Here is a 14,628-nt window from a genome sequence, read left to right as displayed (position 1 = left end):
AGCTTACATTTGGTCCCCGATATCGTCCTCAGATTTGAACCGTCGACGGTCGGTCACCTGGGATCAAACATGTATTCCCATCTTCCGAATGCTGTTGCCGAGCTGATTGCCAACGCCTACGACGCCGATGCAAAAGTAGTCGTCGTCAAAGTTGGAGCAGACGAATTGGGTGATTTCGTATCCGTGATTGACAATGGCCATGGCATGTCATTAGAGGACTTGGCCTCTAAGTACCTTCGTATTGGGCGGAACCGTAGAAACGAGCTCCAAACGGGGATGTCGGAGAGTGGGCAACGCAAAGTCTCTGGGAAGAAGGGGATCGGGAAGCTTGCGCTCTTTGGCGTGGGTCATCTTGTGGAAGTCGTCACAAGCCGGCGAGAGTCCGGTGCGCTGCATAGAGTCTCACTCGACTACGAGAAGATGCTTAGCTCCGAAGGAGAATACCGACCGGACGTAAATTCCAGCCCGAGAGATTCGCAGCGGCATGGTACTCAGATCACGATTCGCAGGCTTGTTCGCAGCTCCCCGATCCGAACCGACGATTTACGAAGGAGCCTAGCGCGCCTTTTCGACTACGGGGACAGCACCTTCCGGCTGTTCGTTGAGAACAAGCGTGGGGATAAAGTCGAAGTCACGAAGGAAGCACGACTCGACGGCATCTCATCCCAGTTCGAGTGGGGACTGGAAGATCCCAGACTCGAAGATGTTGTCGGGCCAACAAACTGGTCATTCATTTCAGCACAGGAAATCAAAGGGCGGATCATATCCGCGGCCTCTCCACTTGACGGTACAAACCGGGGTGTTGCACTCTATGCCAGTGGCAGGCTCATCAATGAACCTGAATTTTTTGGAGCTTCCGAGTCGAGTCACGCCTTTTCCTACCTCACCGGATTCATTGATGTTTCGTATCTAGACGAAGTCAAGCCTGACGTGATCGCGACCGATCGACGCGCAATTAACTGGGAAGCTGAGGAACCGTCGGAGCTGCGAGTTGTCTTGGCCGCTGTGCTACGAGCGATCGCACTCGACTGGAGAAAGTCTCGGAGGGACCGCCAGAAAGAGCGCGCTGAGCAACGCACTGGAACAAATTTCGTCGAATGGACATCCACACTTCGCGGTCCGGAATCCGCCGCCCTTCAGTCGATTCTGCAGACCATCGCCGAACCTGAATCTCGACTCTCAAACGAGGCACAGGACAAAATTATCGACGATCTAAAGTCCATCGCGCCGGAGTATGCAGATCTTCACTGGCGCCACATGCATGACTCCATCAAGGTCGCTGCACTGGACGAATACAAAGCGGGACGTTACATCGACGCCGTCGATGAAGCGATAAAACGGTATATCTCTGAAGTTCATTTGCGCCTCGGACGGGAGATCGCAGAAGCGTCCTCTTTAATGGATCAGGCCTTTTCAGAAAACGGCCAGGGAATTTCCGTGTTCGCTAAGTACCGCGAGGTCAGCGGATCCCGGATCACGGAAAGCACCGTTCGAAACGTTCAGAAGGGGCAGCGGCTGCTTAGTGGCGGTGTCATTTCCGGGGTCCGCAACCTTCTGGATCACCAAGAAAAGAGATGGCTCCTGGAGAATGGCGCGTTTACTGACCAAGACTGTCTAGATATTCTCAGCACCCTCTCACACCTGCTGCGCAGGCTTGAAGGCTCTACGCAGCAGAATCCCAGGCCTCAGCGATGAGCTGGGCCAAGTACTCTGCCAGCTGCACCGGCACTGCATTGCCGATCTGCCGGGCAATTGCCGTCTTTGTCCCCATCCACTTATACGTGTCCGGAAAGCCTTGAAGCCGAGCGGCCTCGAAATGCGTGATTGCCCGGTGAACATCGGGATCAGGGTGGAGATATCGGCCCTTTTCAGGCTTGAAGAATTCCGTTCGAATCGTCACTGAAGGTTTCGTCCAGTGAAGACGTCCCATTACGTCGCCAGAGCCACTCTTGTGTTTCCGCCAGCATTCAGCCAACAGCTCATCGGGGATATTGAACCGGTTTCCACCAGCGGGGATCTTCGCGAAGCGCTTGAGGGACAGGGCTGTGTAGTTGCGGGTCACGTGCAGCTCGGGCGTGGTGAACGGACCAGGCATCGTCACGCCGCCTACGTCTGTCCTGGTGTCTGGGAAGTCCCTCACGGACGTCATCCGAGGTATGACCCGTTGGTTCGGCAACCCCGCAAATGCGTCCTCGACGCTGCGGTGCTTTCCCTTGAACGGTCCGACGGCCGGCACTGGGATCTCCGGGAGACCCCTCCGTCGCCCGATCACGATGGTTCGTGTGCGAGCTTGGTAGGCCCCAAAATCCGCGGCATTCAGCAAGAGAGGTTGGAGCTCGTAATCTTGCAAGGGGCCACCAGGGGAGGCCCATGACTCAAACTCTGCGAACTGGGGTGACGTCAGAAACTGCCGCACGTTTTCCACGACGAAATATTTCGGTTGGGCCCGAATGATGGTCTCGGCGTATTTCCGCCAGAGGAAGTTCCTCTCATCGAGAACGTCCTGCTTCCCAAGCGCTGAAAAACCCTGACACGGTGGTCCGCCGATGATCACATCGACCTTCGGGACCGTATCTTCGGCCAGCCAGTCCTCGATCCCACCTGCGTAGACGCGCGCCGCCGCATGGTTCTGCACGAAAGTGGCCGCAGCGTAGGGATCCAGTTCGACGGCGACGGCTGTTTCGTACCGCCCGGTGGACTTGAAACCCTGAGTCATTCCGCCTGCGCCGGCGAAGAGGTCAATGAGGCGTAGACGTAGTGGCATGACCAATAGCTTAGCCGGCTGCTGAGACAATTTTGGTCACCCGCGCCAACGCTCCGGCTGCAACGAACCCGCCCATGTGAGCCTGTGTGCGCAACGTGCGTTTGATGCCGTCCAGCCAGCCCCCGGCGTATACATTTGGGTGTGGAAACGGGATGCCCTGGGTCCGGCAACACAACAAGAACGGACTGAGTAAGCATGTACGCGGAGAAACGCAAACTCATTGAGGTCTCGATGCCTCTCGAGGTCATCAATCGGGAGTCTGCTCGGGAGAAATCGATCCGCCACGGCCATCCGTCCACTCTCCATCTGTGGTGGGCTCGCCGACCCTTAGCTGCAGCTCGTGCCGTGCTTTTCGCTCAGCTCGTCGATGATCCCTCCTCTCACCCGGACCGTTTCCCGACCGAAGAGGCGCAGGCCGCCGAGCGTGCACGCCTCCACGGCATGATCGAACAGCTCGTCCTATGGAAGAACTCAAACAACCAGACTCTCCTCAAAGCGGCTCACGCGGAAATCGCAAAGTCGGCTGGTCCTAACGGTCCGCCCGCCATCCTGGACCCCTTCGCTGGCGGCGGGTCAATACCGCTTGAGGCTCAGCGTCTTGGCTTAGAGGCTCACGCCTCTGACCTCAACCCCGTCGCAGTCTTGATCAACAAGGCGCTAATCGAAATACCGCCAAAATTTGCGGACGCTGCACCCGTATTCCCCGGGCTTTCCGAAGGGCAAACGACCGCGTGGTCTGGACCCGAAGGTCTCGCCGCGGATGTCCGCGCCTACGGCGAATGGATGCGTGACACCGCCCAGCGGAGGATCGGCCACCTGTACCCGCAAGTAGAGATCGGGGGCGGTCAGACGGCCACTGTCATCGCATGGCTCTGGGCACGTACCGTTACCTGCCCCAACCCCGCTTGCGGCATTGCGATGCCGTTAGTTCGGTCTTGGTGGCTGGGCAAGAAGAAGGGCAAGGAAGCCTACATCGTCCCCACGGTCGAAGCTTGCAAAGTTACTTACACCATTGGAACCGATCCGGCAAAGGCCCCGACCGGCGGGGCGGACGGCACCATGTCCGGCCGAAACGGGGCAACCTGCGTTTCGTGTGCCACGGCTGTTTCACCGACATATATCAAAGAACAGGGAATCGCCGGAGCGCTCGGCGCGTCCCTGATTGCTGTCGTTGCAGAGGGTCAAAGGCGGCGGGAGTACCTCGCCCCCGGCCAGCATGAAGCTCTGGCGATGGTACCTAAGCCAAATGACATCCCAGACCAGGAGCTTGGGTTTGACCCACGTAATCTATGGACACCGTCGTACGGACTCACTAGATTCTCTGACCTCTTTACGAACCGTCAGCTCGTCGCGCTCACGACGTTCAGTGATGTACTGGCTGAAGCCCGTGAGCAGGTCCTCGCCGATGCGCTGGCCGCGGGCCTCCCTGAAGGCGATCGCCTAGAGGCCGGCGGCACCGGGGCAGCAGCTTATGCTGACGCAGTAAGCACGTATCTCGCATTCGCCATCAGTCGATTGACCAACAAGCTGTCGTCTCTCTGTACTTGGGATAGCAGCCCCAAGATGGAAGCGGTTCGCGGGCTCTTCGCCCGTCAGGCTATACCAATGGCCTGGGACTTCGCCGAGGCAAATCCGTTCGCGAGTTCGTCGGGAAGTATCCGAGAGGATATCTCTTGGGTGGCGAAGGCGTTGGCGCGAGTGCCTGGTCATGGAGCTGCCATCGCGACTCAGGAGGATGCTTCAACACGGGAGTATGAGTCCGTTGTCGTTTCAACCGACCCTCCGTACTACGACAACATCGGCTATTCGGATCTATCCGATTATTTTTACGTTTGGCTACGTCGTTCTCTCCGGACGGTCCATGTGCGGCTGATGGGGACAATGCTTGTACCGAAGGTTGAAGAGCTCGTCGCAAATCCGTATCGGCATGATGGGAAGGGCGGCGCTGAGAAGTTCTTTGAGGATGGATTCGAGTCGGTCTTCCGTCGCATGCGCGAGAACGCCACCACCGACTATCCAATTACTGTCTACTATGCTTTCAAACAGTCAGAGACGACCAAAAGCGGCGATTCATCAACCGGGTGGGCAACAATCCTGGAGGGCATCGTCCGCGCTGGTTGGACCGTCACCGCGACATGGCCGGTACGCAGCGAACTGGGCAACCGCATGATCGGTTCTGGCACAAATGCCTTGGCTTCATCCATCGTCTTGGCCTGCCGTCCACGCAGCGAATCTGCGTCGTCCATCGACCGCGGCGGGTTCCTGTCCGTTCTTCGTTCGGAGCTCCCGTCGAAGCTCCGGGAGCTGCAGCAGGCAGCGGTCGCCCCCGTTGACCTCGCCCAGTCGACCATTGGCCCTGGCATGGCCGTATTCACCCGCTATTCCAAGGTGACCGAAGCCGATGGCTCGGCAATGAGAGTCCGAACGGCTCTCGAACTCATCAACCAAGTTCTGGCGGAAGTGCTTACCGAACTTGAGGGTGACTTCGACTCTGACTCCCGCTGGGCGATCACGTGGTTCCGTCAGCACGGCTTTGACGAAGGCACCTTCGGTGAGGCCGAGACGCTTGCTACCGCCCTCAACACCTCGCTCCCGGGATTGGAACGCGGCGGAATTCTGACGAGCCGCGGCGGCAAGGTCCAGCTCTTCGCACCCGCCAAGCTCCCGGACAACTACGATCCGCGTCGCGATCAGCGGCTCAGCGTCTGGGAAGCCTCGTTACACACAGCACGGGTACTGGATGCGAAGGGCATCGACGCTGCTGGCCAGCTCATCGCAAATCTCAGAGAGGCGCCTGGCTCGCGTATTGATCTCGACGCAGTGAAGGAACTCGCCTATCTCCTGTACTCGATCGCGGAACGTAAGAACTGGTCCGCGATCGGGCAGATCTTCAATAATTTGGCCAGCGCATGGCCCGACATTCTTCGCGCTTCTGAGTCCGGCGCGTCCACCACCGTCCAGACCGGATTCGATCTCGAATCACTCAACGACGATTTTTAGAAAGGCTTTGGGGGAACATGGCAGAAAGCAATCTCGACCGCATCGGCAAGGCACTTGACATCCTGGCGACAAGCCTGGAGCCGTTCGTTGCCGAAGCCTTAGCGCCAAAGGTACCGGCTGGCAAGGACTGGACGATCATCCTAGCTGCGAAGGATAGCAAGAACGGTGCGGTAAAGACTTACAATCGAATGGACAGCAGTGACCAGCTCCGGGCGCTCACGGAGATTCTCGTTCCGGGGTGGTTCCCGTTCGAAGGCAAGCTCTCCCCGGCCGAGCGCAATCTGGCTGGCGAGGCACGAGATATTCGGAATAAGTGGGCGCACCGTAACTCGTTCAACTTCGACGACGCCTACCGGGCGCTGGACACGCTGGAACGCTTGCTGCGTGTGACCGGGGATCCCAAAGGCGCGGACCAGGTTAGAAGCTCCAGGGACGAACTGCGTAACAGCACACTCCAGAAGGAAATAAAGAAGGCTGCCACCTCTGCGGTCTTGACCGAGACTGGCTCTTCCGCAATCAAACCCTGGCGCGATGTGGTCAAGCCACACGCCGACGTCATCTCTGGAACCTTCAACGCCAGCGAGTTCGCAGCGGATCTCCACATGGTGGCGCAAGGTATCGGCTCGGACGAATACATTGATCCTGTGCAGTTCTTCCGCCGAACTTACCTCACCGAAGGTCTAAAGGATCTGCTAGGGAAGGCCGTCCGCCGTATTGGAGGAGACCTCAACGCACCGCCTGTCATCAATCTTCAGACAAATTTTGGCGGCGGGAAAACCCACTCCATGCTCGCCTTGTGGCACATCATGTCCGGCCACGCACTCGGAGAGTACCCCCAGGAAATCCAGGAGCTCCTGAACGGAACTGACCTTGGAGAATTCAGCGAGTGCAAGCGTGCTGTGCTGGTGGGCAACCACCTTGCCGTGACTCCAGGCAAAGACAGCGCCAAGGCCGACGGCACCGTGGTCAACACTCTGTGGGGCGAGCTCGCTTGGCAACTCGGCGGCCGTGAAGGCTACAGCATCGTGAAGGAATCCGACGTCTCCGGCACTAACCCGGGTGCAAGCCTACGAACGCTGCTCAGCAGCTACTCGCCGTCACTCATCCTCATTGACGAGTGGGTTGCTTACGCGCGACAGCTGTACGCGCGAGATGGTCTGCCGGCTGGCACTTTTGACACTCAGTTCACTTTTGCGCAGACTCTCACCGAAGCGGTGAAGTCGGTGCCGGGCGTGCTCCTGGTCGTCTCAATCCCCGCGTCCGACCATGGGGCGGAGGATCGTCAGGACTCATCATCCGACCTCGAAGTGGGCGGGGCAAATGGCAAAGCCGCACTCGAGCGCCTACAAAACGTGGTCCGTCGTGTCGCTGATCAGTGGCGGCCAGCCACATCTCGCGAGTCTTTCGAGATCGTGCGGCGGCGGCTGTTCGAAGCGCCAACCGGTGAGGCTCCAATCGAGATTTCAGCAACCGCACGGCAGTTCGCTGAATTTTATAAGAATCACCGCGACGAGTTTCCTGTTGAGACAACGGATCGTGAATATGAGCGCCGCATTGCCGAGGCGTATCCGATACACCCTGAACTATTCGAGCGTCTCTACCGCGACTGGTCAACTCTGGAACGGTTCCAGCGAACCCGCGGTGTGCTGCGGCTCATGAGCACTGTGGTCCACGAATTGTGGACTGCGGGCGACCGGAGCCCCATGATCATGCCCGGAAGCGTCCCGCTAGATGCCGACGGCGTCCTCACCGAGATCACGCAGTACCTCGATGATCAGTGGAAGCCCATCATCGACGCCGACGTCGATGGTCCCGCCGCGACGCCCGCCAAAATCGACGCTTCAAGGCCAGCCTTTCAACAGCGTCTCCTGACTCGACGTCTTGCGCGCGCAATCTTCTTAGGGTCTGCACCAACGCTTCGCAGCGCGCACAAGGGCATCGAACGTCAGCACGTTGCCCTTGGAGTCGCAATCCCCGGCGACGTGGTGGGAAACTTTGGCAGTGCGCTCCAACTCATGTCAGAGCAGGCCACTTACTTCTATTCCGAGTCCAGTCGATACTGGTTTGATGTCCAGGCCTCAGTGAGCCGCAAGGCAAAGGACATCGCCGAGCGTCTGCATAAAGAAGACATCTGGCAGGAGATTGTGGACCGTCTCAACAAAGGCGAGGTGCGCGGGACATCCGCATTCACCGGAACGGTGGTGGCGCCGTCGTCGTCCGCGGACGTGCCTGATACGGAAGGCGTTCGGCTTGTCCTCCTTCACCCTAAACACCGGCACCGCAGCAAAACGGAATCGAGCGATGCACTGACGTTCGCTCAGGATGTATATGAACATCGCGGGTCAGCGAATCGGCAGCACCGAAACACGGTTGTGTTCCTCGCCCCAGACGAGAACGAGTACTCCTCGCTTGATACCGCGGTGCGGGACTTCATCGCTTGGCGCGACATCAGCGGCCAAATTGATGATCTCGGTTTGACCCGCCAACAAGAGACTCAGGTCAAAGCCAGGCTCGCGGAAAGCCGAAGAGCAGTGGACCTCCGATTGTCCGGGACATACTTGTGGGCCCTCGCGCCTGAGATTCATGAAGGCCACGCTGTCCAGTGGTCGAAGCAGAAAATTGGGAGTGGCAGTGAGTCACTCACCTCGCGCACTGGCGCTGCACTGATCCGGTACGACGCGTTGAGGGTTGTGAATGCACCCGCCGCCATCAGGCAGGCCTTGGACGGGAGGCTCCGGGCCCGATGGAACGAAGGACGCATCAGTGTCGGGGAGCTTTGGGGCTATTACACCCAGTACGCCTACCTGCGGCGCATCCGAGACCGTTCTGTCTTGGAAACGGGTGTACGCGATGTGCTGGAATTGCCCACTTGGACCACGGAGGGCTTCGCCCTCGCCGAAGGCTACGACGAAGTGTCTGGTGACTTCTTCGGCCTGACGATGCCTATGTCGAATGACACGTTTGGGACAATCACCGACTCGACGCTGTTGGTTGATCCCCGATTGGCTGAGAAGCAGCGGGAACGCGAGAAAGCCAAAGAACGCGCTTCCACTAACGAGCCGGAGGATGATCCGACGCGAGGTCGAGGGGGCGGCGGGGCGAAAGTCCCGGGGACCAGGCTGCCCTGGGAGGAATTGGAGCCGGCGACACGGGAACGCGCTAAGAACGTGCGGTTCACCGGCACCTTCTACGCTCGTGCTGAAGCCATAAGAGCCGATCTTCTGCGGGTCTATGACGAGGTGCTCAGCCATCTTGCCACTGCTCCTGAAACGGACATCGAGGTTTCGGTCGAGGTCATCGCCAACCGAGCGATGGGATTCGATGCAGACACGGTCCGAGTGGTCCGTGAAAACGCCGCGCAACTGAAGTTCGAGTCGGCGAAGTTCGAGGACGAGTCATGACCGGTACGGTGGACCTGCTCGGCGGAGAAGAGGCGATCGAGCAGGTCACGCTACCCATCGACTCCAAAGCCATGGAGGGCCTCGGGAAGCACCACACCCTAAGCTCCGCAATCGCCGACCTCATCGACAACAGCATCAGCGCTGAGGCCAGAGCAGTGCTGGTTCGATTCCTGCAGAGTCACGGAACCGTCGTCGGCGTTCAAATCGTCGACAACGGTAAGGGAATGACTCCACAGGGTCTTCGAGACGGGATGACGGTTGGCCGGCGTCGAGAGTACAGACCGGACGAGCTCGGTCACTTCGGCATGGGTCTCAAAGCAAGCTCCCTCAGCCAGGCCAACGTGTTGAGCGTTTGGACCAGAGCCGCGAACAATGATCCAACTGGCATGCGGATGACAAAGGATTCCATGATGAATGGCGCCCAGTGCGACATCCTCAGTAAATCCTCCGATATCTTCAGCGACTGGAATGCCAACGAAGATTATTCGGGGCTCTTGAATTCATTATTGATCACCAAATTCATTCTTGATTCTGCCAAAGTGGCGATCCCCGACTGCCTGAGGAATTCCCCTCCAGGGGAACAATGGCCAACTTATGGTGCGCCGATAAGTGGATCACGAGTAAGGGATACTTGTTTTCTGCAGTTCGCATACCTACAAGGTCACGCCATTACTCGCATTACTACCTCTTCCCGTTGTAAACGGTCGGTATTGGCCGTGGTGAAAAACTAGCCCCGGCGCCCACCCGGACGGGAGTATGGACGGCGTTATCTGTGGGTTTAGACCAAACGATGCGGAAACTGCGGGTACCCGCCAAAGACCCCGAGGACCATTGGTCCGGGGTGAGGACCTGGACCCAGAGCGGCAGGCCCGTGGGATGCGCCACTTCCCGGCGGGATCCGGAATAGCGACACATTGCCGCACGGTTATCGCAGGCATGAAGGCAATCACTTACAGCGAATACGGAAACCCTGACGTCCTCGAATACGGCGCCCAGCCGATGCCGAAGGTCGGGCCCGGAATGGTCCTGGTCAAGGTCAAGGCAGCCGCAGTGAACCCGGTGGACTGGAAGATCATGACCGGCGGACTGGACGCCGTCATGGACCTGCAGTTCCCCGCGATCCCCGGCTGGGATGTTGCGGGGGTCGTGGAGTCCGTGGGAATCGACGCCCCGCAGTTCCAGCCCGGTGACGAAGTCATCGCCTACGGCCGCAAGGACTACGTGCACGGCGGCAGCTTTGCCGAATACATCGCGCTGCCGGAACGGCTCCTGGCCCGCAAGCCTTCCACGCTCGGGTGGAACGAATCGGCCGGTCTGCCGCTGGCCGGGCTGACCGCCTACCAGGTACTCAACCGTCTCGGGTTGAAGGCCGGCGAAACTGTCCTTATCCACGGTGGCTCAGGTGGCGTAGGTTCGCTCGGCATCCAGATCGCTGTGGCCATGGGCGCCAGCGTCATCGCCACGGCCTCCGAAAAGAACCACGAATTCCTCCGCTCCCTGGGCGCCGAACCGGTCGCCTACGGGGACGGGCTGGCAGACCGCGTACGCGCATTGCGCCCGGACGGTGTAGAGGTCGTTGCGGACTTCGTCGGCGGAAACCTCGAAGCCACCCTTGCGGTGCTGGCTGACGGCGGCCGGCACGCCTCCATCGCGGACAGCGAAGTGGAGGAGCACGGCGGCACCTGGATGTGGGTCAACCCCGTGGCAGCAGACCTGCAGGCACTCGCCGATCTGGTGGACAGCCGGAAGCTCCGCGTGGAAGTTGCCGGGGTCTTTCCACTGGAGAAGGCCGCCGACGCCTTCCGGTCCAACATGGAGGGCCACACCCGCGGCAAGATCGTGATTGCCGTGGACCAGGCTTCCTGATCCTGGAAGTAACCAACGAAGGCTCCGTCCCCAAAGGACGGAGCCTTCGTTCGCGTAGAGGGCTGGGCAACGCAGAGCGCAGCGGCAGTTTCCCCCAAAACTCCGGCCGCGTGCGGCAGCTCTCCGATCCGGAACGTTCCGCGCACGCCGTTCCCTCAAGATTGAGGCAATTTATCCCGCCGGTGGACAAAAGCCCTTCCCGGATTGGGCCCCGCCTCCCTATGGTGGCCAAACAAGCCTCACCAGGGAGACATCTTGAACATAGAGGATGCATCTAAAGTCAATAGTCGGAATGAGACCAGCGCAGCCGAGGCGCCGCCGAAGGTCTGCCGGCCCGTTCCTGCTCCCCCAAGCAAACGTCCCGCTGCCGTCCAGGCCGCGCCCTCCAGGGCCAGCCGCCGCCAGCATGAAGTGCAGCGGCTTATTCGCGACCTCGCCCTCCTTGCCGCCCGGCAGTGCCCGCAATAATCCGCACCAAAGCCGGCCGGGCCGCCGTCGTAAGTTACGACGGCGGCCCGGCGGCCACCTCCCCTACTGCCCAGGGGCCCGGAAAGAGGGCGTCTTCTTCACCGCTTCGTCCAGGTCTTCCACCCTCAGGAGCGGCTTGAGGCGGACGTTGACGTTCCCGGTCGAATTGATGAGCAGCGACAACGCTGCGGCGCTCGCATCGTCCGGCACATCAAAAACGCCCAGGACGTCGTAGTAGCCAAAGGCGTAGTAGAAGCTGTCCAGCGTTCCACCCACCGATTTGATAGCTTCCACCAGCGCGTCACGGCGCGCGGTGCCGCCCTCCTGCATGAGCCCCTTGATTCCCTGGCCCACGTACGTTGCTTCAAAGAGATACTTCGGCATGGTCATTCCTTCGCTGGATCGCAATTAGGGTTGCGGCCATCGGGAAGGCACCTGCGGATCCCGTGCCCATCATGTGCAGGATGGCGTCCACTGAATCCTCCTCACCTGGCTCCATGGCCGTGCGGGAGCGGCCCAGATCCGGCCCCTTTTTTCGTGGAAACGCGGCGGTTGGCCCCGTTACCGCAGACGCTATTCCCCGGGCCGCCGGCAGTCAATAAGCGGACAATGCCCTGTAAGCCCCAGGCTACCCAGCGGGCACCAGGGGAGACTTAGGAACCAGCGCGGGAAAGGCGCATAGTTAGATAATGACAGGTCCATACAAACGCGGCGATTCGTTCAGCAGTGAAGCGTCGCGGAAGCACATCATGCAGGCGCTCTCCAACTACGGGGCCACTGACGTCGTTTTCAGCCAGCGCGGGAACCTAAGCGCCGTTGCCTTCAGGGGCGGCGGGAGGCAGTTCCGGATCGTCATGCCACTGCTGCAGTCTGAAGGGGAATTCGCCCTCCGCGGGGACGTGGCGGACGGCCGGCTCCACGAAGCGCACGCTAAAAGGCTGGAACGCGCCAACCGCAAGTCCTGGCATGCGCTGGCCGTTGCCATCGAAGCCAAGCTGGAAGCGGCGGCGGCCGGAATCGCCACCCTCGAATCGGAATTCCTGGCGCATGTGGTCCTCCCGGGAAACCGGACGGTGCTGGACCAGCTCGAACCCATTATCGACTCCGCCTACCGGTCCGGCCTGCCGCCGTCGTTCGGCCATACGGCGGTGCCCTAGGAGCCGTCCGGCACAGCTTTCCACAAGGCGCCCAGCAGCGGGTGCGCGTAGGTGACGCCGCCGGGACAGGTGACCATCGTTTGATGCCCTGGCCGCACCGAATTGCGTGCATGATATTCGGGTGAACAAGAACCGGCTCGAAGCCTTCAGCGACGGCGTACTGGCCATCATCATCACCATCATGGTGCTGGAACTGCACACTCCCGAGGAACCAACGTGGGCCGGTGTGGCCGCCATCCTGCCAACGCTCTTCACCTACCTCCTGAGCTTCGTGTACGTGGGGATTTACTGGAACAACCACCACCACATGATCCACCTCGCCAGCAGGGTCAACGGGGCCATCCTCTGGGCCAACCTGCACCTGCTGTTCTGGCTGTCACTGTTCCCGTTCACCACACGGTGGATGGATGAGTCCGGCTTCATGCAGGTGCCCGTGCTGCTGTACGGGCTCAACCTGCTGTGCGCCGCCATCGCCTACTTCATCCTGGAACGGCGGCTGATCGCGGTGCAGGGCAGGGATGGGGCGCTCGCCCAGGCGGTGGGGCGGGACTGGAAGGGCAAGGCCTCTCCGGTGATCTACCTCATTGGGATCGCCCTGACGTTTCTTCAGCCGCTGCTCGGAATCCTCGTCTTCACCATCGTGGCGCTGATCTGGCTCGTCCCGGACCGCCGCGTGGAACACTTCGTGGCCAGGGCCCACGAAACCGGCACCAGCGCCGGCTAGGCCGATTCCCGGTGCCCAAGCCGTGCCCGCGGACCCCGCCGACGCCGACACCGATTCCCGGCGCCCGCGCTCGGGGCTACTCCCCCATGCCCGGGTGCACGGGAACAAAGTCAACCTTGTTGCCGGCGTTGGTCCTCCTGGCCGGGGCGCGGTTGAAGCCCTTCGCGTCGAGCCCGTTACCGGCGCGGAACTCGGCGACCGCGGCGTCGTAGGCGTTGTTGAGGACCCGGCCGGAGAACTCGCCGGTGCTGCCGTCGTTGAACGCGATCCGGATCCGGACGCTGGCCGGGTAGTGCCGGGTCATGCGGATGAAGCCGTCAGCGTCCTGCTGGAGGGTGATCACGGGGTCCTGCTTTCGTTGGTGTAAGCCTGGTGGGAGCAGCCTCCAGTGTGCCCCAAATTTGGCGGGGACAGCGCGCGGAGCATACTGAAAGAACATCCCCGCAAGCAACAACCGCGCAGCCCCAGGCCGCCGAAAGGTACCGCATGCCCGCCCGAATCCTCCCTGCCCACCCGGCCCGGCTCCACCTGGTGCTCATGCTTGCACTGACGTTCTCCACGGGGGTGCTCGACGCCGTCGGCTACCTGGGCCTGGACCGGGTGTTCACGGCGAACATGACCGGCAACGTGGTCATCCTGGGGATGGCCCTTCTGGGCGGCGACAACCTGCCCATCCTTGGCCCCATCGTGGCCCTGGCCGGGTTCATGACCGGCGCCCTGATCTCCGGCCGCACCCTTCGGCTGAGCACCTCCGGCTGGAACCGCCGCACCACCGGACTGCTGGTGGGGGTCAGCGTGGTGATGGCCGTCGTGGCCACCCTGCTGCTCAGCGGCCTGAACCCGAGGACCAGCGAAACCCTGACCGTTGCCATCACCGGCACGTTGGCGGTGGCCATGGGTGTGCAGGCTGCCACCGCGCGGCATCTCAACGTCAAGGACGTCCCCACGGTGGTGGTCACCTCCACCATCACAGGTCTGGCCGCCGATTCGCGCCTGGGCGCCGGGACGCATCCGTTCTGGGGCCGGCGCCTGGCAGCGGTGGGACTGATCATGGCCGGAGCAGCGGTGGGCGCGGGCTTCGTGCAGCTCCACCTCGGGTTCGGGGTGCTGCTGACCTCGCTGCTCACGCTCGGGGTCGCCCTGCTGGGCCGGATCGGCATGCACCGGCCGGAGCCCATGCAGACCCCAGCTACGGCGACGGCGGCACCCGGTGCGGATGCCGCCGTCGTAAGCACTGAGCCTTAGTCC

The 14,628-nt window shown here is 60.9% G+C and carries 11 protein-coding genes; 8 read left to right on the top strand and 3 right to left on the bottom strand.

The genetic code is table 11. The features are described 5' to 3' along the window. Positions 1-9: 9 nt before the first annotated feature. Positions 10-1,695: a TIGR02391 family protein gene (locus tag J2X98_RS09325; protein WP_307307001.1), complete on the top strand. Its 1,686-nt coding sequence runs from the start codon at positions 10-12 to the stop codon at positions 1,693-1,695. On the opposite strand, the gene J2X98_RS09320 is transcribed toward J2X98_RS09325, so the two are convergent. Continuing rightward, complete coding sequence (locus J2X98_RS09320) at positions 1,664-2,764, bottom strand: DNA cytosine methyltransferase (RefSeq protein WP_307306997.1); 1,101 nt, start codon at positions 2,762-2,764, stop codon at positions 1,664-1,666. The genes J2X98_RS09325 and J2X98_RS09320 overlap by 32 nt on opposite strands. Positions 2,765-2,959: 195 nt before the next feature. On the opposite strand from J2X98_RS09320, the gene J2X98_RS09315 reads away from it, so the two are divergent. The 4 genes from J2X98_RS09315 to J2X98_RS09300 all read left to right on the top strand — a co-directional run bounded on the left by J2X98_RS09315 (position 2,960) and on the right by J2X98_RS09300 (position 11,031). Next, a complete protein-coding gene (locus J2X98_RS09315) occupies positions 2,960-5,764 on the top strand; it encodes a DUF1156 domain-containing protein (RefSeq protein WP_307306994.1) in 2,805 nt (934 codons plus the stop codon). A gap of 17 nt (positions 5,765-5,781) precedes the next feature. Beyond that, on the top strand, positions 5,782-9,165 hold the full coding sequence (locus J2X98_RS09310) for a DUF499 domain-containing protein (RefSeq protein WP_307306992.1): 3,384 nt from the start codon (positions 5,782-5,784) through the stop codon (positions 9,163-9,165). Further along, positions 9,162-9,896 (top strand): ATP-binding protein, encoded by a 735-nt coding sequence (locus J2X98_RS09305; RefSeq protein WP_307306989.1) that lies wholly within the window; start codon positions 9,162-9,164, stop codon positions 9,894-9,896. Before J2X98_RS09310 ends, J2X98_RS09305 begins: the two co-directional genes overlap by 4 nt. Positions 9,897-10,101: 205 nt before the next feature. Beyond that, positions 10,102-11,031: an NADP-dependent oxidoreductase gene (locus tag J2X98_RS09300; protein WP_307306986.1), complete on the top strand. Its 930-nt coding sequence runs from the start codon at positions 10,102-10,104 to the stop codon at positions 11,029-11,031. 531 nt (positions 11,032-11,562) lie between these two features. Here the strand turns inward: J2X98_RS09300 and J2X98_RS09295 are convergent. Next, the gene (locus J2X98_RS09295; protein ID WP_307306982.1) at positions 11,563-11,883 is read right to left on the bottom strand and encodes a GYD domain-containing protein; all 321 of its coding nucleotides are present in this window, start codon (positions 11,881-11,883) and stop codon (positions 11,563-11,565) included. A 305-nt stretch (positions 11,884-12,188) separates the two neighbouring features. On the opposite strand from J2X98_RS09295, the gene J2X98_RS09290 reads away from it, so the two are divergent. Both J2X98_RS09290 and J2X98_RS09285 read left to right on the top strand, forming a co-directional pair. After that, complete coding sequence (locus J2X98_RS09290) at positions 12,189-12,656, top strand: hypothetical protein (protein WP_141943164.1); 468 nt, start codon at positions 12,189-12,191, stop codon at positions 12,654-12,656. A 121-nt stretch (positions 12,657-12,777) separates the two neighbouring features. Next, a complete protein-coding gene (locus J2X98_RS09285) occupies positions 12,778-13,380 on the top strand; it encodes a TMEM175 family protein (RefSeq protein ID WP_141943166.1) in 603 nt (200 codons plus the stop codon). A gap of 76 nt (positions 13,381-13,456) precedes the next feature. Here the strand turns inward: J2X98_RS09285 and J2X98_RS09280 are convergent, their stop codons facing one another. Continuing rightward, entirely contained in the window at positions 13,457-13,723 is a 267-nt protein-coding gene (locus J2X98_RS09280) for a hypothetical protein (RefSeq protein WP_307306975.1), read from the bottom strand. Positions 13,724-13,866: 143 nt separating this feature from the next. Between J2X98_RS09280 and J2X98_RS09275 the strand changes: the two genes are divergently transcribed. Continuing rightward, positions 13,867-14,625 carry a YoaK family protein gene (locus J2X98_RS09275; RefSeq protein WP_307306973.1) on the top strand — a complete coding sequence of 253 codons (759 nt, stop codon included), beginning with the start codon at positions 13,867-13,869 and terminating at the stop codon, positions 14,623-14,625. Positions 14,626-14,628: the final 3 nt, after the last annotated feature.

It is taken from the genome of Pseudarthrobacter enclensis (assembly GCF_030811655.1).
GTDB lineage: Bacteria > Actinomycetota > Actinomycetes > Actinomycetales > Micrococcaceae > Arthrobacter > Arthrobacter enclensis_A.
Note: the sequence above shows the minus strand (reverse complement) of the source record. Positions and strands in the feature narration are given on the sequence as shown.